Annotated in this window: 23 protein-coding genes; 6 read left to right on the forward strand and 17 right to left on the reverse strand. The window is 27.7% G+C overall.

Going from position 1 to position 22,735, the window contains the following annotated elements; all coding sequences use genetic code 11:
• The first annotated feature begins 15 nt into the window (after positions 1 to 15).
• The 4 genes from MBBAR_RS05905 to MBBAR_RS05920 all read left to right on the forward strand — a co-directional run bounded on the left by MBBAR_RS05905 (position 16) and on the right by MBBAR_RS05920 (position 3,975).
• Positions 16 to 1,344 carry a TldD/PmbA family protein gene (locus MBBAR_RS05905; protein ID WP_080460377.1) on the forward strand — a complete coding sequence of 443 codons (1,329 nt, stop codon included), beginning with the start codon at positions 16 to 18 and terminating at the stop codon, positions 1,342 to 1,344.
• Between the two features lie 278 nt (positions 1,345 to 1,622).
• On the forward strand, positions 1,623 to 2,762 hold the full coding sequence (gene pscS / locus MBBAR_RS05910) for an O-phospho-L-seryl-tRNA:Cys-tRNA synthase (protein ID WP_080460378.1): 1,140 nt from the start codon (positions 1,623 to 1,625) through the stop codon (positions 2,760 to 2,762).
• A 35-nt stretch (positions 2,763 to 2,797) separates the two neighbouring features.
• Positions 2,798 to 3,085, forward strand: coding sequence for a hypothetical protein (locus tag MBBAR_RS05915; RefSeq protein ID WP_080460379.1), 288 nt, complete (start codon positions 2,798 to 2,800; stop codon positions 3,083 to 3,085).
• A gap of 659 nt (positions 3,086 to 3,744) precedes the next feature.
• Positions 3,745 to 3,975 carry a hypothetical protein gene (locus MBBAR_RS05920; RefSeq protein ID WP_080460380.1) on the forward strand — a complete coding sequence of 77 codons (231 nt, stop codon included), beginning with the start codon at positions 3,745 to 3,747 and terminating at the stop codon, positions 3,973 to 3,975.
• A 692-nt stretch (positions 3,976 to 4,667) separates the two neighbouring features.
• Here the strand turns inward: MBBAR_RS05920 and MBBAR_RS05925 are convergent.
• The 16 genes from MBBAR_RS05925 to MBBAR_RS05995 form a co-directional block, all read right to left on the reverse strand.
• Positions 4,668 to 5,186 (reverse strand): hypothetical protein, encoded by a 519-nt coding sequence (locus MBBAR_RS05925; protein ID WP_080460381.1) that lies wholly within the window; start codon positions 5,184 to 5,186, stop codon positions 4,668 to 4,670.
• 1,392 nt (positions 5,187 to 6,578) lie between these two features.
• Positions 6,579 to 7,019, reverse strand: coding sequence for a hypothetical protein (locus MBBAR_RS05930; RefSeq protein ID WP_080460382.1), 441 nt, complete (start codon positions 7,017 to 7,019; stop codon positions 6,579 to 6,581).
• Between the two features lie 12 nt (positions 7,020 to 7,031).
• Entirely contained in the window at positions 7,032 to 7,433 is a 402-nt protein-coding gene (locus MBBAR_RS05935; RefSeq protein WP_080460383.1) for a hypothetical protein, read from the reverse strand.
• 15 nt (positions 7,434 to 7,448) lie between these two features.
• Positions 7,449 to 7,745: a hypothetical protein gene (locus tag MBBAR_RS05940; protein WP_080460384.1), complete on the reverse strand. Its 297-nt coding sequence runs from the start codon at positions 7,743 to 7,745 to the stop codon at positions 7,449 to 7,451.
• A 524-nt stretch (positions 7,746 to 8,269) separates the two neighbouring features.
• The gene (locus MBBAR_RS05945; protein WP_080460385.1) at positions 8,270 to 8,977 is read right to left on the reverse strand and encodes a hypothetical protein; all 708 of its coding nucleotides are present in this window, start codon (positions 8,975 to 8,977) and stop codon (positions 8,270 to 8,272) included.
• The gene (locus tag MBBAR_RS10265; RefSeq protein WP_158082544.1) at positions 8,962 to 9,135 is read right to left on the reverse strand and encodes a hypothetical protein; all 174 of its coding nucleotides are present in this window, start codon (positions 9,133 to 9,135) and stop codon (positions 8,962 to 8,964) included. The genes MBBAR_RS05945 and MBBAR_RS10265 overlap by 16 nt, the downstream gene beginning before the upstream one ends.
• A gap of 186 nt (positions 9,136 to 9,321) precedes the next feature.
• Positions 9,322 to 10,740, reverse strand: a complete 1,419-nt coding sequence (locus tag MBBAR_RS05950) for a B12-binding domain-containing radical SAM protein (protein ID WP_080460386.1) — start codon at positions 10,738 to 10,740, stop codon at positions 9,322 to 9,324.
• A 375-nt stretch (positions 10,741 to 11,115) separates the two neighbouring features.
• Positions 11,116 to 11,469: a hypothetical protein gene (locus tag MBBAR_RS05955; RefSeq protein WP_080460387.1), complete on the reverse strand. Its 354-nt coding sequence runs from the start codon at positions 11,467 to 11,469 to the stop codon at positions 11,116 to 11,118.
• A complete protein-coding gene (locus tag MBBAR_RS05960; RefSeq protein ID WP_080460388.1) occupies positions 11,459 to 12,637 on the reverse strand; it encodes a hypothetical protein in 1,179 nt (392 codons plus the stop codon). The genes MBBAR_RS05955 and MBBAR_RS05960 overlap by 11 nt, the downstream gene beginning before the upstream one ends.
• Positions 12,638 to 12,841, reverse strand: coding sequence for a hypothetical protein (locus MBBAR_RS05965; RefSeq protein ID WP_080460389.1), 204 nt, complete (start codon positions 12,839 to 12,841; stop codon positions 12,638 to 12,640).
• Positions 12,834 to 14,348, reverse strand: coding sequence for a LamG-like jellyroll fold domain-containing protein (locus tag MBBAR_RS05970; protein WP_080460390.1), 1,515 nt, complete (start codon positions 14,346 to 14,348; stop codon positions 12,834 to 12,836). The genes MBBAR_RS05965 and MBBAR_RS05970 overlap by 8 nt, the downstream gene beginning before the upstream one ends.
• Positions 14,349 to 14,362: 14 nt before the next feature.
• Positions 14,363 to 15,523, reverse strand: a complete 1,161-nt coding sequence (locus MBBAR_RS05975) for a baseplate J/gp47 family protein (protein ID WP_080460391.1) — start codon at positions 15,521 to 15,523, stop codon at positions 14,363 to 14,365.
• A complete protein-coding gene (locus tag MBBAR_RS05980; protein ID WP_080460392.1) occupies positions 15,523 to 15,909 on the reverse strand; it encodes a hypothetical protein in 387 nt (128 codons plus the stop codon). Before MBBAR_RS05980 ends, MBBAR_RS05975 begins: the two co-directional genes overlap by 1 nt.
• Positions 15,909 to 16,238 carry a hypothetical protein gene (locus MBBAR_RS05985; protein ID WP_080460393.1) on the reverse strand — a complete coding sequence of 110 codons (330 nt, stop codon included), beginning with the start codon at positions 16,236 to 16,238 and terminating at the stop codon, positions 15,909 to 15,911. Before MBBAR_RS05985 ends, MBBAR_RS05980 begins: the two co-directional genes overlap by 1 nt.
• A 6-nt stretch (positions 16,239 to 16,244) precedes the next feature.
• Positions 16,245 to 17,849, reverse strand: coding sequence for a transglutaminase domain-containing protein (locus MBBAR_RS05990; RefSeq protein WP_080460394.1), 1,605 nt, complete (start codon positions 17,847 to 17,849; stop codon positions 16,245 to 16,247).
• Positions 17,846 to 18,589, reverse strand: coding sequence for a peptidoglycan-binding domain-containing protein (locus MBBAR_RS05995; RefSeq protein ID WP_080460395.1), 744 nt, complete (start codon positions 18,587 to 18,589; stop codon positions 17,846 to 17,848). Before MBBAR_RS05995 ends, MBBAR_RS05990 begins: the two co-directional genes overlap by 4 nt.
• Before the next feature lie 153 nt (positions 18,590 to 18,742).
• Here MBBAR_RS05995 and MBBAR_RS06000 point away from each other — a divergent pair, with 153 nt between their 5' ends.
• Both MBBAR_RS06000 and MBBAR_RS06005 read left to right on the forward strand, forming a co-directional pair.
• Positions 18,743 to 19,114, forward strand: a complete 372-nt coding sequence (locus MBBAR_RS06000) for a hypothetical protein (RefSeq protein ID WP_158082545.1) — start codon at positions 18,743 to 18,745, stop codon at positions 19,112 to 19,114.
• Positions 19,115 to 19,123: 9 nt separating this feature from the next.
• On the forward strand, positions 19,124 to 19,783 hold the full coding sequence (locus MBBAR_RS06005; RefSeq protein WP_080460397.1) for a hypothetical protein: 660 nt from the start codon (positions 19,124 to 19,126) through the stop codon (positions 19,781 to 19,783).
• Between the two features lie 35 nt (positions 19,784 to 19,818).
• Here the strand turns inward: MBBAR_RS06005 and MBBAR_RS06010 are convergent, their stop codons facing one another.
• On the reverse strand, positions 19,819 to 22,722 hold the full coding sequence (locus MBBAR_RS06010; RefSeq protein WP_080460398.1) for a hypothetical protein: 2,904 nt from the start codon (positions 22,720 to 22,722) through the stop codon (positions 19,819 to 19,821).
• Between the last annotated feature and the right edge of the window lie 13 nt (positions 22,723 to 22,735).

Raw genomic sequence — 22,735 nt, forward strand, 5'->3', positions numbered from 1 at the left:
TAAACAGGGATTTTTATGTTATTTGAAATATCAGAAAAAGCAGAAAAAGAAATATCAAAATATTCTGATGATTATGAAATTTATTTAGAATTAGAAAAAGTTTTGCAATTAGATGCTCAAAAAAATGATCTTAGTTTTGCTAAAGAAGAAATAAATGTAGGAATTGGGATTAGAATAATATCTGAGAATAAATTAGGATTTGCCTATAGTTCAGATATAAATAAAATAGAAGATGTTGCTAAAAAAGCTTATCTAAATTCAAAACTTAATGAAGCTGATGAAAATTTTTGTTTTGCTCAAAAAACAAAATTAGATAATGTTAAGAATATTTATGATTCTAAATTTGAAAAACTAGATGTTACTGAGGCAAGTGAATTTTTAGAATCTATTTTAGAAACTTGTGTAGAAAATAATTGTGAGCCTACCTCTGGTAGTTTTGCAGCATCTCTTGAGAATAATCTAATTACTAACTCTAATGGAGTTTCAGCATTTAACAAGTTTACTGATTTTTCAGCTTTTGTATCTATTAATGCTGAAAAAAATGGTGAAAAATCTACTGCTTATGATAGTATTTCTTCTTGTAATTTTGATCTTGATGGTGAAAAATTAGCTAATGAAACATGTAAAGTTGCAAAAGATTCAATTGGAGGAGTTAATGTTGAAACTAAAGATAATAAAGTTATTTTAGATTATCGTGGGGCAGTTGGTCTTCTTAGCACTTTTATAAATGCTTTCAATGCAGATAATGTTCAAAGAGGTAGATCCATTCTTAAAGATAAGATTGAAAAACCTATTGTTGATACCAATATTTCTATATATGATGATGGAACTCTTGAAGGAGGATTAAACTCATCTATATCAGACAGTGAAGGAGTCAAAACAGAAAAAACCTGTTTAGTTGAAGATGGAATTTTAAAAGGTTTTATTTACGATATTTACACTGCTAAGAAGGAAAATTCTAATAAAAACGGTGCTGATGATATAAAAAGCACAGCTAATGGATTTAGAGGATCTTATGCAGGCACTCCTTCTGTTTCCCCTTCAAATATCATATTTGATTTTAAAGAACAAGTTGATATTTCTGAAATTGAGAATGGTTTTTTAGCTACTGATGTTTTAGGTGCTCATACAGCTAATCCTATATCTGGTGATTTTTCAGTTGAAGCTAATAATGCATTTTTGATAGATAATGGTGAAATTTCAAAACCAGTGAAAAAGGCAATGATTTCTGGAAATATTTTCCAAGCATTATCTGATTGTAATGGAGTTAAAAGTGAGTTGAGACAGTATGGGTCTTTTTTAATTCCTAAAATATTATTTAATAATTTAAGAGTGGTTGGATAGTCTAATATTATTAAATAATTGTTTTAATAGATTTTTTAATATCTATTTGTTTTGATAATTTGTTTTAATGGATATTTATTTTAATAATTATCTGTTTTAGTAATTATCTATGTTAATAATCCTATGTTAATATATTATGTTTTAATAATTATCTATGTTAATAATCCTATGTTAATGATTATATGTTTTAATAATTATCTATTCTAATAGTTACTTGTTTTAATAGCTACTTACTTTAATTGTTAATTGACTAACTGAATAGTATTGAAGGTGAGATGATGGAATGTAATGATTATAATATTACAAGAGATTTAGAAAGAAAAAATCTTAATTTAAATCCTCTTCAAAGAGGAGGCGTTCTCCCAAGAGAAGCTAGAGAGGCATTACACGATTTTGGAGACGGTTATAGTGTTTGTGATTATTGTAGTGGAAGATTAGATGAAATAGCTAAACCTTCAATATCTGGCTTCTTAGAAGATTTATCTAAATTTATAAAGGTTGATGATGTTAGAACAACACATGGGGCCCGTGAAAGTAAATTCATAGTTATGCATAGTATATGTGAACCTGGTGATATTATTGTAGTTGATGGTAATGCTCATTACACAACCCATTTAGCTGCTGAAAGAGCAGGTCTTGAAATTATTGAGGTTCCTAACTCGGAGTATCCTGAATTTAGAGTTGACATGGATGTTTATGAAGAAACTCTTAAAAACTCTATTGATGAATATGGTGAAATAAAGCTAGCAGTACTTACTCATGTTGATGGAGATTATGGTAATCTAACCGATGCAAAATCTTTTGGTAATTTTTGTAATAAGTTAAATGTTCCCTCACTTTTAAACTGTGCATATTCTATGGGAAGACTTCCAATAGATGTTAATGGTTGGAACATTGATTTTGTTGTTGGTAGTGGACATAAAAGTATGGCTGCTTCTGGACCTATAGGTGTGCTTGGAATGAAGCATGAATGGGCAGAAACATTATTAAAACGCTCACCAAGGCATACCAAAAAAGAAGTTGAAATGTTAGGGTGTACAAGTAGAGGTGCACCAATAGCTACTTTAATGGCGTCTCTTCCACATGTAGTAAACCGTGTGAAGAATTGGAATGAAGAAGTAGAATTATCTAGGTCATTTGTAGCTAATCTTGAAGAGATTGAAGGAATCACACAACTTGGAATAAAACCAACAAATCATGACCTTGTGAGATTTGATACTCCTATTTTACATGAAATATCAAAAATACATCCAAGAAAAGGATTTTTTTTATATGAAGAATTAAAATCAAGGAATATAGTAGGTATAAAAAGAGGACAGACAGAATGGTTTAAATGTAGTACCTATGGAATGAGTAAAAATCAAAGAGATTATATTGCAGATTCTTTTAAAGAAATTGTTGAAAAATTCGCCAAATAATAATTATATTACTATTTTTTGAGAAGTGTAATAAAATGTTAACTGAAGAAGATAAGTTGGAAATTGGAAAAATAGCTAGAAAAAACATCCGTTTAGGGATGTTTTTCAATGATTTAAGAATGGAATTAATGTCACTTTTAAACAATCCTGATGATGAAAAAGAAAAGTACTATAGCTGGAGTATATTAGCTCATGATTATTTTGTTGATATTGGAAGTACAAGTATGATAGAAGATCTTGTTGAAATACTTGATTCTAAATATAATAACCATGAAATTTGGGAAACTCTAGAAAAAAGTTTTATAGAAAAATATAATTTATAATATTTTTAAAGTTTATAATCTTTTTACAGTTACTTTTTACTAATACTCAACATTTATACTTTTTTATCCTTATATTATTTTTTATATTCCTTTATATTATTTTTTATTCTTATATTAATCTTTATATTTTTTTATATTGTTTCTTATTATATAATTTATTATATTCTTTATAAATTCTTTATAAAATTATCTATAAATTTTATATTGGTATCTAACCTTTATAATATTAGTTATAGATTTTATATTAATATCTGTAATCATTACAGTATTATCTATAAGTTTTATAACTATAATATATAGTTTTTATAGTAATATTTATATAATATCCATAGATTTTTATATAATATTATAGATTATTATTTTTATTATTATTTTATATTGTTTTATATTGTTTTATTATTATTTTTTAGGCTTTGTAGAAATCCTTTTAATATCAATATAATTATAAAAAAGATTATGATTAAAAATCTTTTATTTTGAAATTAAAGAATTATTTTAACAATTTAATTTCACAAATTAAAAATTTCAAGTGTAAAAAATAAGGATTTCTACAAAGCCATTTTTTATTTACTTTCAATTTACCAATATATTAAAAATATATTTGTACTATAAAATACATATATATTAATACTTATTATGAATCAACTTGAGGTATAAAAATGTTTTTAAAAAGAATTGAAGTAGTTAATAAAAATGATGTAAGGCATTTTATTGTTGGAACCCCAATGGAAACAGTTGTTACTGATGTTAAAATAAAACCAGACCCTGATAAAATTATTAAAACCATTGAATTAAGTGAAGAATTACTTAAAATTGAGTATGGAGACAATGAAGTTACATGGATCCCTATAAATAAGGCTACTGAACTACATTTTAAAAAAGAAGATTAATCTTATAAAATATTTTTATAAATATTTTAATAAGTTCAAAAGCTATTAAAAAATAGTATGACATGTAAAAGAATAGTTAAAAAACACTATTAAAATAATTATTAGAACAATTGTTAAAAGAATTATAAAAAGAATGAGAAAAACAATATTAAATGGTGATTTTTAAGAAGGGAAACTATTAAAGGTTTGTTTTTAATTCTCCCTTCTTTGGTCATTTTATTATAAAAAAAGAGGTTGTCCGGTTGAATTGGGATTCATGATAAATCGCAAAAACTTTTGAGTGTTCATTATAATAAATGACCAAATATAATTTATAACGGATACTATATAAAATTTGTTAAAGTTGAGAGAATTAATAAAAAAAATATTAAACAAAATTATTAAACAAAAATAAATTACAGAAATAAATTATTAATTAATTTAATCATACTAAATTTTAATAAAGGATACAATCTAATTTTCTAATTTTACTATATACTGCTTTTATTATATAATTTATTATATTTTTATTATAATTATTCCTATTTTTTAAATTATTTCTACTATTTTTTCTATTTTAGTTAATATTTAGTCTTAAAATTATATTTTAAAGCCAAAAATAGATTAAATAATATATTAAAAAATAATTAAATTATGATTTTATTGAACATGAAAAACCATGCACAATATAATAAAAAAATTAAAAAAGTTAATCAAATGAAAACTACACTATTAGCCATCTTAACAGCTAATTCATCACTTGTAGGAACAGTTAAAAAAACAGCTTTATTCCCTTCATCATTAACAATAATAATCTCCCTAGTATTATAAGGACTATTATAAGCTTTTGAATTTCCAGAAAGCCCCTCTAATTTAATCTCAGTGAAATTATTAGTTTTAACATACTCTTGTATCATAAAATCAATATTTTCCTTAGTCAAATATCCACTATATACTAAAATATATATCCCAATATCAGACTCATAACTCCTTGGAACAGTAGAATTTGTAGAATCATTAGACATCCTAAAAGTAACATTTTCTGGAACAGAAATTTTAACATCACCAAAAGTCTCATTTTTCATAACACCATTAGCAAGAGAATCAAACTCAGGATCAATACTAACTAAAGAGTTAAGTGAAGAATTAAACAAATAAAATAAACCTCCAAAAACTCCTGCAACAACAAGAATCAGAAATATTATTAAAATAGCTATATACTTATTTTTCATAAAAAGACACTCCCATAGAGATTATATAATACTAAGTTACACCTTATAAGTATATAAACATAATGATTTATAATTAAAATTTAACAAGATGTTAAACTGATAGAATATGAAAATTAATAATAATTAATGAGGAATTATACGACCTCTAATCAAGAAAATTTTCCTGATTTGAAAGACACATACATTGAAAATTAGATAACTTAGCTAAACTTTTTTCAAATTATTTAAATAGGAAAAATACAGAAATTATTTTTTCATAATTTCATAAATACACAATTAAGATAAAGACAATATTAACATATTAAATGAGTCCTCTTTTTATTAATAGGGAGATTTATAAAAATATAGATATTGAGAGTATTTTATATCTTTTATATAATAATTCAGGGGGTGAATAGCCCTAAATTCATTACCTTTATAGTAATAATTTAGTTGAAAATACTATAAAAAACTAACCCCATAAAAAAAATGTATTTATAATTCTTAAACTTTCCTATCAGTTTCTTTGATACTATACTCCTAATTTATCCACCCTTATTTACCAATAACCTTAAAATCAATATTATTGCAATTAATAACATAATTATCCCTAAAATTTTTAATATCATTTTTAAATCACCTTTTTTTGATAAATTTCACATATATAATATTACAATTTTTAAATATGACAAAGGTTTTCCCAATAATACTGATTCAATTCATAATAATTACATTAAACAACAATAATTAGAAAATTTATTGTGATCATAATTGTTTATTAATTTTTCTTTTTCAATTTAAATAAACCTATATTAATATAATATGTTACTATCATATATAGTAAATTCTATTAAAATGTACTACAAAATTTAAAAAATAAATAAACTTGAAACTAATACTTTTATAACTACAAAACTAAAGATTGCAAATGAAAAAAAGATATTTAATATAAATAATGTTTAAAATTAGAATAAAAACCAAGATGAAGAGGTTAAGAGAGTACTTTTTCCCCATTTTTACCCTAACTTTGGGGTTCCAGTTGCGTTATAAAAACATCAATATTTTGAAAGAAAAAAAAATGTGAGATTGATGATTTGCGAATGTTTAACGCTTAAAAAAAAATATCATTTTTTTTATTCCCACATAGGGCGTCTTTTTTTTGAGAAATATAAAACTTTGAAAACCTATATACTATTATGTTTTCCTTCACTAATAAAAGATATGTTATTTTTTGTTTGAAAATCCATGAAAAAAATAATAGCTAATATTAAATAAAAAAATAATTTATTATAATTAATTAAAAAAATAGTATTTACACTTGAAAAAACACTTCTTGCAGCTGCAAGACTAAACACTTCAAATGAAAAAAATAAGATATTATATTTAAGAAATAAGAAAAAAATTTGTGAAAAATTATAGACTCGATATGATCTCTTGAGAAATATTAAAAACTTCTTCGGCATCAGTTTTAGATAATTCTATATCAAAATAGTAATCTGCACCAGTTCTTTGTTCTCGAATACTATCTAGTTTATTAGCTAAATCTATAATATTTTGTTCATAATTAGGATCCAAATTCTCGACAATAAACAAAGTAAGAACTTTATGTCTTCCAGGAGCCCTTCCTCTACTTATATTTCGATAATGATTCAATGCATTATCCTCATCATAACCTTTATTTTGAATTGCCCAAATCTTAAAATAAGAAAATGCCGCATAATACGACCTATTAATAATACTTCTATATATGCACTGATTAGACATTTCACAGGATATTTCACATTCTAAATAATTTTCATTATCAAACAAAATATTTGATATATTTTGAAGGTGAGACGGATCAAAATCAGTCATAATATCAAAAAATTAAATTTTAAAATCTAGCTTAAAGAAAAATTTCTTTAAATAGTCTAATTTATCCTCTTTTTGAAAAATAGCATATAGTTTATCACTTATTATATCATATAATTTTATTCTGTCCTTGGCATTTAAAGAAGGATCTGCTTTAATATAAAAACTTGGAGGATAAATATCACATACGTCTCTTCTTAATGAAACTATTCCTAGGCCTAAATTTTTACTTATTGTATCTAAAACGCCTTTAGACTCATCTAATATTATGTCATCATAATTGATCCAAATATTCTTAGGAGTATCAACTTTATATATAGATGTATGCTTAACAAAATTTTCACCGTTATGTTTAAAAAAATAAATTTCCTGCTCAAGATCATTTTTTTTAGTGTCTAATATATCTATATATTTCATGAAATGACCTCTAAATTATTTATTTTTAAAAGAATCAATTACTTTTTTTATTTTGTTAATGAAAAAAGGTTCCTTATTAGAATCTACAACAACTTTATTTTGAGATTCAAAAGAAGGTTTTTTATGATTGAGAGAAACTACATCAACGATTAAATCTTCTTCATCCATTAAGACAATATCAACATTAAATACTTTAGCAGATGTATTCTCAAATTCTTTTTCAAATTCTTCTAAAAAATTTTCATTTATAACTTCTTTTAAATTAAAATCATTTCTAATTACTTGTGTTTCTAACCATTTATCGTCTACCATTTTAAGAATCCTCAAAAAATTATTTCTTTAGAAAAAAACTATGCAATATTTAGAAATAATTATAAATAAACACTCCTTCAATAACATATTATGTTTTTTGAATTATATGATGATTTTGTAATTTTCAATACATTACTATGATATATTATATAAAGCTATCGCTAATAGAGATAATTTTATATATTATAATATATTTTCACTAATATAAGTAGTTAGTCTTTATTATTAAATATTGTGTATTTTATAATAATTATTATAAAATACAATTTACAAGTATTTATATCTATGTTTTTGAAAATTGCAAGTGTAATAAATACTTCAAATGTATTACTTATTTCAACTGTAAAAAAATTAGAAATTAAAACAAATATTTTTATTCTTCAAAACATACTATAATCATTTAAAAATATTAAATAATTATAATTAATCAAAAGTTAATATTAATACTATTAATATTAAATAAAAAAATCCCCTCAACAACACAAAGTTGTCAAGGGGTTAAAAAATATAATAAAATTTAAAAATTATTCATCCATCCAACCAGGATTAACACTAACAATATTATTACTACACCAATGTTCTCCAAGCTCATATCTTCGACTATTCCAATCTACAATAGCAGCTAAATCAACAACAATAGGTTTATTAAACTCTTTGCCAGATATTCTTATTGTAAGATGAGTAACATTAGTACATTGCCATTGGATATAATCTGCTTTGTAACCCATTATAACAGCTACTGCTCTTCCCAATTGAGACCAGTCTACACAATTACCCATCAAACCATTGGTGAGTGCTGATATTTCTTTTTGTGTTCCAATAAAACGACTGTTTAAGTAGTATTTATATAACCCTTTTTTAGTTTTAGCATAAGCTCTTAGTTTTTCTACAAATTCAGTGAAATTATTGAATTTTCCTATTAATTTTTGAATAGCTATTATATACTTGTTTTTCTGCCAATCCACACTTGGTTTAATATCAGTAGCTGTTGTTTTAGGTTTAACTATCCAAACATTCAAAGGAGCTTTACCATACTTAGCTTTATACTCCTTAATACGAACTACCATATCCTTTAAAACATGATACTGTATTCCCTCACCTGATTCTTTACCCAATTTAATCAAAGTATCTTTTTTTAAATCAGCAATGTATTTTTTAACATCCCACATTTTAACAACAGTAGGATAAGGGACTAATAATTCTTTATTTGATATATCTACAATTTTTGACATTTTGTTTTTCTCCTTCTTTCTTTTTCTCTCAACACTTTTAACTTATTTCGAACAAATTCTAATCTCTCATAATCACTAAAACTAGTATTACAGAATTTTTCTATTTTTAAACGATTGTATTCGGTTTGATATTTGCTGATTTGTGATTGTAAACTCATAAACCGCCTCCTAAAATAATGATAGCTAACGCTAATAGCTTATTCAATAATTTAATAAAAAAATGTAAAAAATAGGATTTTTTCGATTAAAAAAGCCAATAAACCATATTAAGGTTCATTGGCAAAAAAAATAATAAAAAAGAAAAAAAATTATGAGTTGTCCTCTAATTTAGTTTTATTTATTATTTATAATGTATCATACCATCCTTGTGGATTTTTATTTTTAAATTTAGGTAAAACAAAGCTACGAATAACTGTATCTGCTAAAACTTTAAGCATATATTTATGTTTAAAAATATAAGACGGCCTTACATAAAACTTTAAATAAGCTTTAATCAACTTTCTTTCAATTAATTTACTACTTAATCCCAATTTTTCATAATTTAAAACAGAATTAAGAACAGTATAATTATCCCAATTATTCCCCTCTAAAAGATTACTTTTTTTCAATTGAGAATAAATAGGAGTCCCTGGAAATGGAGTTAATATAGAATACTGAGCATAATCAGGATCCAACTTTATCGAAAAATCAATAGTATCATTCATTTCTTCTACTGTTTCTCCAGGATACCCTAAAATAAAAGAACCAATAACATCAACACCCACATCTTTCGCAATCTTAAATGCTTTCTCAGTCTGATTAAGTGTTATATTCTTCCCCATAAGATCTAAAACTCGTTGTGAACCTGATTCAACACCATAATACAATGTTTTCATTCCAGAATTTGTAAGAGATTCCAACAATGATTTATTAACAGTATCAACTCTTGAAGAAGCTACAAATTTTAAATCAATACCTCTTTCCTTGATTTCATCACATATTTTTATAGCCCTTCTTTTATCTAACATGAAAATATCATCTAAAAAAGCAATATCCTCAAGCCCATATTTAAAAACTAATTCTTCAACTTCATCAACAACATTTTCTGGACTACGAGTTCTGAACTTTTTACCCATTATAAGAGATGAAGAACAATAATTACAACCAAAAACACAACCCCTACTTGTAATCATCCCTCCAGATTGGCCTGAAAGTTCATAAGACTTAAAAGGAACTAAATGTCTCGCAGGAAATGGTATACTATCTAAATCTTTTATTAAAGGTCTAAATCCATTCATTCTAACTTTATCTTCATCACGAAAAGCAATTCCTTTAACTTTAGATAATTTTTTATATTGAGTTTTAATAAAAGCTTCAACAAGATCAACAAATGTTTCCTCACCTTCCCCTATAACAACAACATCCAATGATTCTTCATCTATTAAAGTTTCTTCAGGAACAAATGTAGTATGAGGACCACCAATAACTGATAAAACATTAGGTAAAACTCTTTTAATATTTTTAACATATTCTAATGCATTATTTATTGTTGCAGTAGTTGCAGTTAGACCTACAACCATAGGATCAATCTTTGAAACAACTTTAAGAATTTTATCATTCCCTAATTGATACAAATCATCATCAAATATCTTAACCGAAAATGAAGCTTTTTCAAGTGCACCAGCAAGATACATCAAATTCAAAGGAGGTATACTAAGACCTAAACCATTTTTAACAGCAGTATTATCTATAGGATTTATTAACAATACATCAGTACTATTCATCGTTCCTCAATAATTTAAATATATTAACATTCACACCATCAAAATTTTCATAAAACACAACACATTTCCCCAAAATTATACTAAAATACATTATTAATTCTAATTTAATCAATAAAATTATACTAAAATAAATTATTCTTTAATCATTAATCTTATTACAGCTTTTATCATAACTTTATAAAAATTAATGACATACAATTAAATAATATGTTTAAACTATTACTTATAACTTTTTATTATTAATAAACTAAAAATTTAAAACATAAAATTCAAAATTATAAAAAATTCGATTAAAAATGCCAACAACTAAAAAAATATTAGTCATTGGCTAAAAAATATGAAATAAAATAAAAAAAATAATATAATTTTAAAATTTTAATTTTCTAATTCAATCAATTCTTCTTTTAATGTTTTCCTTTGAGCTAAAATATCCATTAATTCTGATGGAACTTCTTCTTGGTTTGCATGATACTCATTTACTTCATCAATAACCCATTTAGAAAGTTCTAAATCTTTATATATTTCAGCTATTCTTAATCTAGTTTCATCTACAATAATTTTACCATCATCATCTAATTTCAGAGGTACTGGTGGATCTTGAACGATCTCATTATGTTCTTCTTCTGTTAATTCAATTATATGTTCTCCAGAAGTTGCTTCAAAACAGAGAAATATCTCTTTTTTTTCAAAATCACTTATATTATAACTTAATTTAATTTTAGCTTCCATACGCATACCACCTAACGCCAGATGTACCAGCAGTTGTTCTCTGAAGAGTCACATCAACTGATGAAGTAGTAAGACCACCATTACTAGAGTTCTGCAGTAATGGAGAACCTCCTATTACATTTGTTAATACCCCTCCAATATTGTGAAATGTGAATGGAAAATTTACAGTTGTGGTTGTAAGTCCATTCGAGCCTGTAGTTGTAATATTTACACTACCCCAACAAGCACTAAATACATAATCCTCATTTTTTTTAATTCGAAACCCATTGTTGTAAGTTTCTATTTTTATTTTATCAATATTATCAAAAATTTCTTTTTTAACATCAATCAAATCTTGAGGAGTTTGTCTTTGGACTTCAAAAGTGAAAAATTGCTCAAGCATAACTGCGTCACTATAATCAAAATTTTGACTAATCCATGTTACAAGATTATCATCACTTCTCTTTTTTACAGATACATTTCCAGCAGTTACATTAATATAAATATCTTCAAAAAATATTCTACCATTTATCATAGCACCAGGATTATTAATAACTGAATAACTTAGTACTAAATCACCATTTTGTAATTCAGATAATTTTTTAGTAACTGTCTGCACTTTAGATGCATATTTAAACATATTCGCATCAACAGGTTTTAAATCATACTCAAAAAAGATGTTAGAAATGGCCATATTATTAGTATTTGAAATTAATTTGAAAATTAACTCTTCAAGACCTAGTTCTAAACTATTTAAATCCCACTCAATAAACCATCCATCTGTACTGTTTCCTGAACTAGCTTTAGTACTTTCAAATAATTTTTCATTATTTTTATTAAATATTTGTAAAGTTACAGAATTACTACCTCCCCATGTTTCGATTACAAGATTACTAAATCTATCAAATGGCTCTACGTTAGGATAAATATTAAAAATTGCATATTGCCCGCTATAAAAATGTAAATGATCCTCATTATTTGTAGAATTTGTTGAAAAGCTTATTATTGATCCTTTAACTTCCTCTTCTCTCGAATGATTAGGGAAACCCTCCTCTTCATAATCTACAGGCAAATTAATTTTTTTAATAGTTGATCCATTTTCCATTAATGAGGACAAACCATTTATAAAACTAACAGGCAAATTCCCATTTTTCATATATAATTTTTTAGAATCCTTTGTTATTGGCATTTATATTCCTCCTCCAGCTCCCCCTAATTGTTCATAAGTTATACTATCAAAACGAAGTCTAAAATTAGTACCTACTTTAACTATGATTTCTCCTTTGTCATTAATGTAAGCATTATTAACTATTTGATCAAAATCATACATAGGATGTAGGCTTTCGTCAACATAACTCATTACATTTTCTTTTAATCTTTCTTTATCAATCATAATTTACCTCGATTAATTCATCCATTAATATTAATTTATTGTTTAATATTTCAGTTTCAGTTAAAGCTCTATTATGTATTATTATTGATTTACATTTATTCTTCCAATGATTATTTACACTATTCCCACTTCTACCCACCATAATATCATAAGTGCTAGATAATGTAAAGCTACTAACTGTTTTACTCCCAATTAAAGTTCCATTTATATATATCTTTAGCATACTTCCATCATATGTAACTGCAAAATGTGTAAAATCCATAGGAATGATATCTTGAGACAATATAATTCGATTATCGGCTGAAGAACTCCAAATACCACTTAAAAATTCTCCTGAATGGTCAAATTGGAAAAAGCATAACCCCGGGTTTGGCTGAGAATGGTCTCCTATAAAACCCCTATTTTCTATTGTAGCAGTTCTATCAATAGTATCAAGTACTACTTCAATAGTAAATCCATTTTGGAGTACATTATGTTTTAATCCAGTGTTAATATAATTATTAGTTCCATTGAAAGATAATTCTCCATTATTTAATTGTGATGAATTGAAATTATTTAATGTTCCATTTGTAGTTCCAACGAGATTTTGAAAAGTGTTATTTGTGAAATTTATAATTGATTCAGCACAATTGTAATATAATATTGCACTATCTAAAACTAATTCCATCATAGGATCAGATGTTGTGAATGTTTTAGTATTTTCAGCAATTCCATTACCCTTAGCTACAATTTTCACAATATAAGTTGTTGAAGCAGATAAATCAGTTAAATTATAACTAGTATTTGTAGTATTAACTATTAATAAATCATTTAAATACACATCATAGCTTGTAACATTAGTAGAACTAAACGTAACTACAGCACTATCAGAAGTGATGTTAGTAACACTAATCACAGGAGTTGATGGGGGAGGAGTTTGACTAGGGTTAATTAATATTTTAACATCAGCAAAAACACAATTCTTTAAAGAACTCTCTAAAATACTAGTATCATAACCTTCAGGAATATTAACAACTAATTGTTGTTCAACATTAGTAATTCTAGAAATTAAAGGTTTAGAATTAACAGATTCAATTCGTGAATCTAAAAGATCTCCAACTGTAAAATAGCTCATTTCATTTTCAATAACTTCCACTAAATTTTTATCAATTCTTAAAATTTTACTAATAATATTTTTTAGACTACTTATGCCCCCGTCATTATCAATTATACTTAATATTCTAGCTCTAAAATCATTATTACTTTCATTAGGATATCTCACGATTTTATAACATTCTCCTATCAGATTTAACATGTGAAAACCAAGAATATAATCTTCTTCAGTTTCATCTTCATCAGAATAATTGGTTCGAAGATCTTTCTTTTCTTCATGTTTAAATAATATATCTTCTAAGTAGTCATCATATTCTCCCATTGCATCTAATAATTGATGCATAGTATTTTCTGGATTATGAATTGGGCTTTGGCTTGGAAATTTTGCTATTCTGCGTTGACCATATTCGCTCATAAATAAACAAACCTTTAATTTCTTTCTATGACTTCTAAATTTCCTAAAACAATTACTTCATCAGCAGATACACTAACGTCTTCAGCAGGTAAATTTAGATCGTAATTTATAATTCCATCAACATTACTTATAAGTGAATAGAGCTGAACACGTAATAACTCTTCTTCAATATATTTTCCTTTTAGTTTAACTCCTTTGCTTGTTGTTCCCCCATAAACATGAGCAATTATATCATTTTTAACATTATTAATAACACTAGTAGGGTCAAAATTAGAATCAATATCTAAAACACAAGAAATATTTACAGTTATTGTTTCAGCTTTTTTAACAAATGGATTAAGTCTTACTTTCTTCATACTGTCTTGATAGAAGAAATTCATTAGATCATCGATTAAACTGTCTGGTGTTGGTTTTTCAAGACTATTGATAATAATTTCAATATTATAATGGCCTTCCTCTTTAACAAAAATAGCTGCATCATGGACTCTTGGATAACTTTCAGCCATGGCCCTAAACCAAGGTTCACTGCCTTCAAGTAAACCTTCGCCTGAATTTAATATTCTTTCACGATAAGGTTCATCGTCTTCAGCATCTTCACCACCAGTAAAAGCTTCAGGGTTAATAACTTCTAAATCATCTATCTCAGTATTTAGTATTGTTAATTTCCCAGCAGATATATTATATTCGCTTCCATCTTCAATACTTTCTGCAAGAACTAATATTTCAGATTGTCCTGCTGGTAGTATAACATCTATTATAGTTTCTACTTCAAAACCTTCATCATCATCAGTACTAATCATAGTAGCCATTGGAATAAGAATATCATAATTTTTACTTTCACCATCTCGAAAAAAGAATTTTAACTGACCTTTACTATTCATAGGTGGTTTACGAGGACATTTTACTCTTTCACCACATTTATCGAGAAATCCGCCTTCAGCAAATTGTGGAAAATCCATTCTTGCAAAATGATCTATAAGATATCTAATTTCAAAACTATCATCAGTATCACTATCAACTATTGTTCTTGCAACCCGGCCCTCTTCAAAGTCATTTATAGGGCATTTACCTTCCTCATACCTATCTTTAAAAGCATTTATTTTTGTATCTCTGATATCTTCTTTACTAATCACTTGATTTGTAATTGTTTCAAATTCATCAGCCATTAAAATCATTACTCCTCTTCATTAATATCAAAACTAGTAGGAATTATCTCTCCATTGGTAAGTTTTATAAGAAGTTCTCCATGAATTGAATTATTTTCAAAAGATATATTAATATTAATCAAATCTTTAACCAATGGTTCTTCTAATGAAGCATCTCTAGTGTATATTTCAATATGGCCAATTGCTGTGTCAATATCAGTATTTCCCTGCTCTTCAAAGCTTTGATTACCATAATTTTCATATCCTAAAATTAGTAATTCATCTAATTTTGTTTCAAGCCGATTTTTAACGGCTTGTGCTGCATTATCAAGACCTTCAACAATTTTAAAATCACCAGTTAATGGATCTACTTCTAACGAAGAATCAATATCACAACCGTAATCAACATCAACCATTATAAAACCCCTATTATAATTGGATTATCAATATTACCATCAACAAAAGCCAATAATACCCTACATCCTTTAGTTAAATCATTTTTGGTGTGTTTTAATACTAATACATCTTCCCAATAGTCATGATTTCCTTCTTCATCTTTCCAACCATCAGGAAAAACTTTAGCCTCTCTATTATTAATCATTTTATCGAAAGTAGCAAAGATTGGAGGCTCGGTGTAATTAAACATACCATTTACACTAGTTCTGATACCATCAAGTAGTGTTTTAGTTCCGTTATCACCCTCTGCTTCTTCATTAAAATCATCGTTGAAGTCTCCATCAATCATATATTATCACAACCTGTTCAATTTACTACAAGCAGTATCAACTACAATAGTACGGCCATTCATTTTTAACTCAGCATTACAATGTTTTATTCCATTACAATATTTCCCACAGACAACTTTACAAGTATAACCTTGAACTTTCACCATATGACAGAATAACCTTGCTTGATCCATACAATTACCTAATTTACGCTTCATAACCTGTTCAGGAGTATATTTATAATTATAATAAAGTTCATAGTCAATATTAGCATCTATCCACTTACGACAAGCTTTAGGAGTTTTTAATTCTTTAGCTTTAGCAGAAACTACTTTAGAAACACCTTTTGTAGAAGTAGAACTAGAATTACTAGTAGGCTTAGAATAAGTCCACTCACTAGGTTTTGCAGGCTTACCGTCCAATAATTGAATTTTCATCTCAGCAGTATCACTATCAACAGTAGTAGTAACTTCTTGAGAATAATAAGTATCGGCACCACCATAAGGACTTTTAAAAGCTACTTTCATTCCTGCTTTCATCTTAGGAAGAATAGCTGTTTTAATAGTTCCTGCAAATTCTACTTTCCCCTTTTCTTTAAACAATTTTTTAGCTTTAGCTTTAGCCCTTGCTTTTGTCTTAATAGTACTATCAAATAATAATTCACTAATATATCCATATTTAGCTATCATTTTCTTATTATGATAAGAATAAAGACCTTTATCATTTTCACCATAGACTTTTACAATAGTAACAATGTCAGTTGCATCGTAAGTAAGATCATAATCACTATAAGATCCTGGATAGAAAACATAACCTTTAGATTCTTTAGGTACTTTTTTTAATCTTCCAATGCCATCAGGACTGACACTAAATTCCATCCGGGTTTTACTAGTGCTTTTCTTTTTAGAACTAGTAGAACTAGTTTGATTATCTGCTTTGGTTAAATAGACTTTAGAACCATTTATTTTTTCTTTGCCACATTTAGCACAAAAGTCAGCACTACATTTTTTACAAGTCCATTCTTGTTTATTAGCTCCTTTAGGCGACCACTTTAACCTACCGAGCTCCCCTTTTTTAGCACAAAAAGGGCATTTATTAACAAATGAAACTTTCTTTTTAGGAGTCCAACCACATTTATTACAGGTACCATTGACAGCTTGAGGAGGAGTTACAATATCATTACTGTTAGATGAGGTTGTACCATAATCGCTTGTATCATTATATTGTAAATTAACAATTTGTTGTATGGCGTCAATAGCTTTAACATCTTTAAAAACAATCTTACCGTGCTTTTTTTTAGTTTTAATAATATTTCCCGTTCTCATTTTACGGGCTTTTAAAATAGTTTTAATTATATAGTCACCAGTTTTTTTATTATAGGTTTTCTTAATTTTTCCATGTAATAAGCGAGTATAATCCATTGATTCATAATTGTAAGCTTCAACTGTTTCTTTTCTTTTTGTTAATTCCCCTCCAAATTCTGGAACATCGCCAACGAGCCTAACATCGTGCATTAATCCCATTCTTTTCATGGTTTTGAATTCAAGAGTGTTTGCAGAATAAATCCTATCATGATGAACTAGACTATTAAATGGGATTGAAGTGCCATTAATATAAAGTTTAATATTCATAAAATAATCACCTTGTTTGGATCTTGATAATTATTATAAAGGATTTCAAGATTTTTAGAAGTAGTAGCTCCTGCCTTGCTTTTGAATTTAGCCTTAGTTTTCGGCCCTACTATACCATCTTGTTTAAGTTTATGTTTCTTTTGAAACAATTTAACTGCCCAACGAGTATATTTTTTGAAGTCACCATCTACTTTAAGTTTAGCTCCTTTATAAGTAATATAATAACCATTTAAACGCAATAACTTCTGTAAAACTTTAACACATTTAGTATTAGAACTTCCATATTTTAGGGTAGGGCATTTTAACAATGCTTTGTATAATCCAGTTGTTGTAGAAGCTTTAGACTTTTTAGTTGATTTTTTAGTTACTTTCCAATTAGTGAAAGTTTTAGTAGTTTTATTAAAAGCAGTATGTTCTTGTAATTGGATAGTGAAAATAAAGTGTTTTAACTTTTCTTTACTTGTGAACTTTTTAATCCGATATTTACCATTATAAGCTGCTTTAGATTTACTAACAACCTTAACAACTTTATTATTGTCTTTAAGTTTAATAATAGTTTGAACATCCTTTGGTCGGACATGCACATCAAAATCAAGTAAACGTCCTTTATTACCCAATCCTACCGTATATGAACCATTTTGCCCAATGTAATCAAGTTCTGCCATTCTCATTTGATAATCAGTATCAATATCTGGGATAACTTTTAGATTAATTCCATTGATTGTAAGATAAGTAGCCAAAAAATAAACCTCCTTTGAGATTAAATAGAAAATAATAAATAAAAAACAAATAATAATAAATAATAGTTAAAAAAATGTATGGTGAAATATATTATGAAAATAAAAAAAATAATAATATTAATGGTACTATTTATAGCAATAGCAGGATTTACCATGAGTTCTGCAACAGCATTCAAATTAGACAAATTAGACAAAAACACAGTGGCCGAATACAATGGTAAATCTTTAATTACAATAGGTTTTTATGGTCAGGGAAGTTCTGATAAAAAAAGGGCTGCTGATGTTAATAAAGTAAAAAAACTAAGTGTTAAAATCCAAGGAAAGAAAAACATTATAATTAAAAGGCCTGGAAAAACATGGAGTAAATATGGATACTACCCGCAATATCCTGCTAAACAACTAACCCTTAAAGGTAGTATTAAAGGTAAAAAATATACTGTAACTGCTTATGGAAATAATGGTAAAAAAATTAAAAAGTTAAGTGGGAAAATCAAAAGTGTATACAAAGGAAATCCATATTATTAAGGTGAAAGCATGGGACTGAAAAACAATAAAACAGCAATTATAGGAATATCCATAATATTATTAATTATAATCATAACTAGTGCACTTGTAATTATAAATAACATGGATTATACTCCCTCTGTTAGTTTTGATGAATCAAGAATTGGAATTGGAAATAATTCTTCCGTAGTAATTGCTGGAGATGCAATTGGGTTAAACGAAATTATTCTTTATTCTAGTGATTTAAAATTGAATAAAACTGTAAAAGTAGAAAATAATCGATTTAGTGAAAGAATAAATATCCCTGAAAATGTTAGTGCAAGTAGTATATATATTAAATATCTAAACAATGATATTGAAATAGACAACCATATCTATGTCCTCATATCAAGACTTACTGAAGATGAATTAAATGACCTATACGATGAAAACACTACCCAATCATCTTCTTCTGGGGAAGAAATAACCATTAATCCTGTCGATGTTCATACATTAACCTCTGGAGAACCTGCTTATGAAGAAGGATATTTTGCAGCCATACAATCAGATGATGGAAAAGTATATTATATCTATCAATCAGATGCTATGAAACTAGGGGGAAATTTTAATAGTCCCTTTAAAGCAAAAGTTTCAACTGGAAGTGTTGGAGCCAATCCTAATGCTAATATCATTGAGGAAGTAATGATATAAAATAAAAGAATTAATTATAGATTTTTTTATTTTTATCATAATATTCCTTTTGCTTCAACTTCAGCATAAATTTGCCCAGTAATCCTAGAAATAAGCTCATCAATATCAACCTTCTCAGTAATAACAGCATCCTTAATAACAGGAGCAATAATTACTTTTTTAGAATTCTTGCTACTTTTAACAACACTTTTAGTAGTTACACTAGATGAAGAAACAGAACTAGTCTCAACATCTCCACCAGCACCAATCTCATCTCCACCAGCACCAAATGCACCAAGTACATAATTAGCAAGATTAACTGCAGTTATTTTACTAGACCAATTAGACCATGTGGTAATCTTACTAGACCAATTAGACCAATTAGTTATTTTGCTAGACCAATTAGTCCACTGATTAATCTTACTAGCCCAACCTGCCCATTGGTTTATTTTACTAGCCCAGCCAGACCAATTACTAATTTTACCTGCCCAATCACCAATCCCCCATAAACTTATAAAATTGCCCCAATTTAATTGAGGAATAGAAAAACCATTACCTGAAGTATTAGAATTTTCACCACCAGTTGAAAGAGAAGAAGATCCTCCTTCAAGCAATCTCATGATATCACCAATTATAGGCATACTTTCAATCATACCTTTAATTCCTTCTATGAGTTTACCTCCAACATCACTACCTAAACCTGCCCAATCAATATCTTGTATGGTTTTAACAATAGCTGCCCCAATATCTCCTTTATTGCCTTTTAGATTTTCAAAGAAGTCGCCGATAATAGGAATGTCTTTAGTCATATCTGCGGCTCTATTTAACATCAATTGTTTTAATGTATTAAAACCATTTTCAATCCATTTTCCAGCATTTTCAAACTGTTTAACAATACTTCCTTCAGTAAATAATGACATATCATTATTAGCCATTGCATCTCTTTTTTTAATACGCATATCTTCGCTATCCCAAGGATTAATTCCTGCCATTTCATCAAGCTCTTTTTTAGCCTTTGATAATGCCATTTGATCCATCCATGATGGTTCTTTATTTTCCTGTATATCTTTTGTTATTTTACTTTCAATATCAGCAACTTCGCTCATTTTCTGTGAGTATTGTCCTAATCTTTTTCCATCAAATGTTTTAAGTTGAGCATCAGTTAATCCATTAAAAGTTTTTGTAGATTTATTAGCAAGAGAATTATAATATGCTAATTGACCAGACTGCTTATAAATATTTGCAAGATCCTGAGGATTACCAGACTGATATTGAGTAACTCCTGCCGCTTCTAATTTTTTAGGATCAGCTTTAGACCTATTATAAGAATCAACTTCTGCTTTCTGAACAGTTACACTAATAGTGGCCTTAGCACCATTAATAGCAGCGATATCTGCTTTAATTTTATCTAACTTATCTTTTTCAGATTGATAATTCTTATAAACAGTTTCATATTCCGCACTACTTTTATCAAGAGTATCCAATTTGTTCTTAAGTTGTTCAATATTTTTACTCGCCGCCTTTTCCTGACCTTTTAACATTTCAAGTCGATTATTCAGTGTTTGCATTGATTTTCCTGCTTTATCACTTGCACTATCAAGAAGATCTGTCTGAGTTTTAAGAATTACAATTGCAGCTGCAACACCTAATATTACTGCAGCTATCCAAAAAACAGGATTAGCTAACATTGCAGCAGTTAATGCTCCCCAACTAACTGTCGCTTGACCATTAGCTATTGCTGATAAAGTCATTGCTGTGGTATTCATACCTAATGCTCCAGTTACTAAGCTTAAAACGCCTCCAAATACACTTGCTCCTGCTGTTATTAATGGCCATATAAATGATGCAGCTGTTCCTACAGATAATAATAATCCTAATACTCCAACAAATGTGAGTATTCCTCTTGTGAGGTTGCCCCCAGTTTCTTCATTGAAATCTATGAACCCTTGAAGAATATTTTTTAGAACAGGCAATACATCTTGGCCTAATTGTTTTCCGGCTATTGAAAATATTTTTCCAACAGTAGCTTGTAATCCTGTGAAGGTTCCCATTAATTCATCAGTAGACCCAGTAACTTGGTTAACTGCTGCAATATATCCTTCTACATCGTCAGTCTTTCCAGTCCAGAGTCCAGTACGCATTAATGCGTCTTCTGTTATCCCATATTGGTCTAAAGAGGCATAAGCTCCTTTTATTCCTTTCGATAAATCGAACATAGCCGTTTCTGCCTTTGCTGCACTTCCAGTCATCGCATAAACAAAACTTCCAAACTGTGCCACACCTGGAGCAGTGGCATTTAATTGTTGTTCATTTGCAGCAGTTGCAGCTTTAAAAGCATTTAATGCAGGAATAACTTGTTGCATGCTAACAAGAGTTTTGTTTGTAGCATTATCAACAGTTTTGAATAATGTATCAGCGCCTTTTTGTGTCTGTGTCATGTTTTTAAGGAGTATTTTATTAGTTTCAGCTTTAGCAGAAGTATTAACCACTATATCAGAAACCGCCCCTAGACCAACAGCACCTAAACCTCCAGCAACAAGGCCGCCAACTCCTTGCATGCCTTCCATCGCATTGCCAACAGTAGATTTTATATTACTAAAATTATTAGCTATACTACTAGCTGCACTACTAGCTCCTGATTTTATATTTGACCATGCACTTGAAGCACTCTCTTTAACACTACTCCATGCACTACTAGCTCCTTGTTTGATATTACTCCAAAGACCCGTACTATTAGTATCAACCGATTGTAAATTTTTATTAACACTACTAAGAGAAGTATTAGCTCCATATTGTAATTGCATAAAAGAAGAACGGCCATCATTACCCATCTTAGCTAGGTCATTACTTGCACGATTTGCAGTATCTCCTACATCTTTGACTTTATTTGCTGCTTGATCAAAACCTCCACTGTCGAGTATGGCTTTTATTCTGATTATTAAATCATCTAGATGTGCCATATTAATCAATCCT

The organism is Methanobrevibacter arboriphilus JCM 13429 = DSM 1125 (assembly GCF_002072215.1).
GTDB lineage: Archaea > Methanobacteriota > Methanobacteria > Methanobacteriales > Methanobacteriaceae > Methanobinarius > Methanobinarius arboriphilicus.

Coding starts and splice junctions, on each gene's coding strand:
- MBBAR_RS05905 (WP_080460377.1), top strand. CDS start 16: ATGTTATTTGAAATATCAGAAAAAGCAGAAAAAGAAATATCAAAATAT.
- pscS (WP_080460378.1), top strand. CDS start 1,623: ATGGAATGTAATGATTATAATATTACAAGAGATTTAGAAAGAAAAAAT.
- MBBAR_RS05915 (WP_080460379.1), top strand. CDS start 2,798: ATGTTAACTGAAGAAGATAAGTTGGAAATTGGAAAAATAGCTAGAAAA.
- MBBAR_RS05920 (WP_080460380.1), top strand. CDS start 3,745: ATGTTTTTAAAAAGAATTGAAGTAGTTAATAAAAATGATGTAAGGCAT.
- MBBAR_RS05925 (WP_080460381.1), bottom strand. CDS start 5,186: ATGAAAAATAAGTATATAGCTATTTTAATAATATTTCTGATTCTTGTT.
- MBBAR_RS05930 (WP_080460382.1), bottom strand. CDS start 7,019: ATGACTGATTTTGATCCGTCTCACCTTCAAAATATATCAAATATTTTG.
- MBBAR_RS05935 (WP_080460383.1), bottom strand. CDS start 7,433: ATGAAATATATAGATATATTAGACACTAAAAAAAATGATCTTGAGCAG.
- MBBAR_RS05940 (WP_080460384.1), bottom strand. CDS start 7,745: ATGGTAGACGATAAATGGTTAGAAACACAAGTAATTAGAAATGATTTT.
- MBBAR_RS05945 (WP_080460385.1), bottom strand. CDS start 8,977: ATGTCAAAAATTGTAGATATATCAAATAAAGAATTATTAGTCCCTTAT.
- MBBAR_RS10265 (WP_158082544.1), bottom strand. CDS start 9,135: ATGAGTTTACAATCACAAATCAGCAAATATCAAACCGAATACAATCGT.
- MBBAR_RS05950 (WP_080460386.1), bottom strand. CDS start 10,740: ATGAATAGTACTGATGTATTGTTAATAAATCCTATAGATAATACTGCT.
- MBBAR_RS05955 (WP_080460387.1), bottom strand. CDS start 11,469: ATGGAAGCTAAAATTAAATTAAGTTATAATATAAGTGATTTTGAAAAA.
- MBBAR_RS05960 (WP_080460388.1), bottom strand. CDS start 12,637: ATGCCAATAACAAAGGATTCTAAAAAATTATATATGAAAAATGGGAAT.
- MBBAR_RS05965 (WP_080460389.1), bottom strand. CDS start 12,841: ATGATTGATAAAGAAAGATTAAAAGAAAATGTAATGAGTTATGTTGAC.
- MBBAR_RS05970 (WP_080460390.1), bottom strand. CDS start 14,348: ATGAGCGAATATGGTCAACGCAGAATAGCAAAATTTCCAAGCCAAAGC.
- MBBAR_RS05975 (WP_080460391.1), bottom strand. CDS start 15,523: ATGATTTTAATGGCTGATGAATTTGAAACAATTACAAATCAAGTGATT.
- MBBAR_RS05980 (WP_080460392.1), bottom strand. CDS start 15,909: ATGGTTGATGTTGATTACGGTTGTGATATTGATTCTTCGTTAGAAGTA.
- MBBAR_RS05985 (WP_080460393.1), bottom strand. CDS start 16,238: ATGATTGATGGAGACTTCAACGATGATTTTAATGAAGAAGCAGAGGGT.
- MBBAR_RS05990 (WP_080460394.1), bottom strand. CDS start 17,849: ATGAATATTAAACTTTATATTAATGGCACTTCAATCCCATTTAATAGT.
- MBBAR_RS06000 (WP_158082545.1), top strand. CDS start 18,743: ATGAGTTCTGCAACAGCATTCAAATTAGACAAATTAGACAAAAACACA.
- MBBAR_RS06005 (WP_080460397.1), top strand. CDS start 19,124: ATGGGACTGAAAAACAATAAAACAGCAATTATAGGAATATCCATAATA.
- MBBAR_RS06010 (WP_080460398.1), bottom strand. CDS start 22,722: ATGGCACATCTAGATGATTTAATAATCAGAATAAAAGCCATACTCGAC.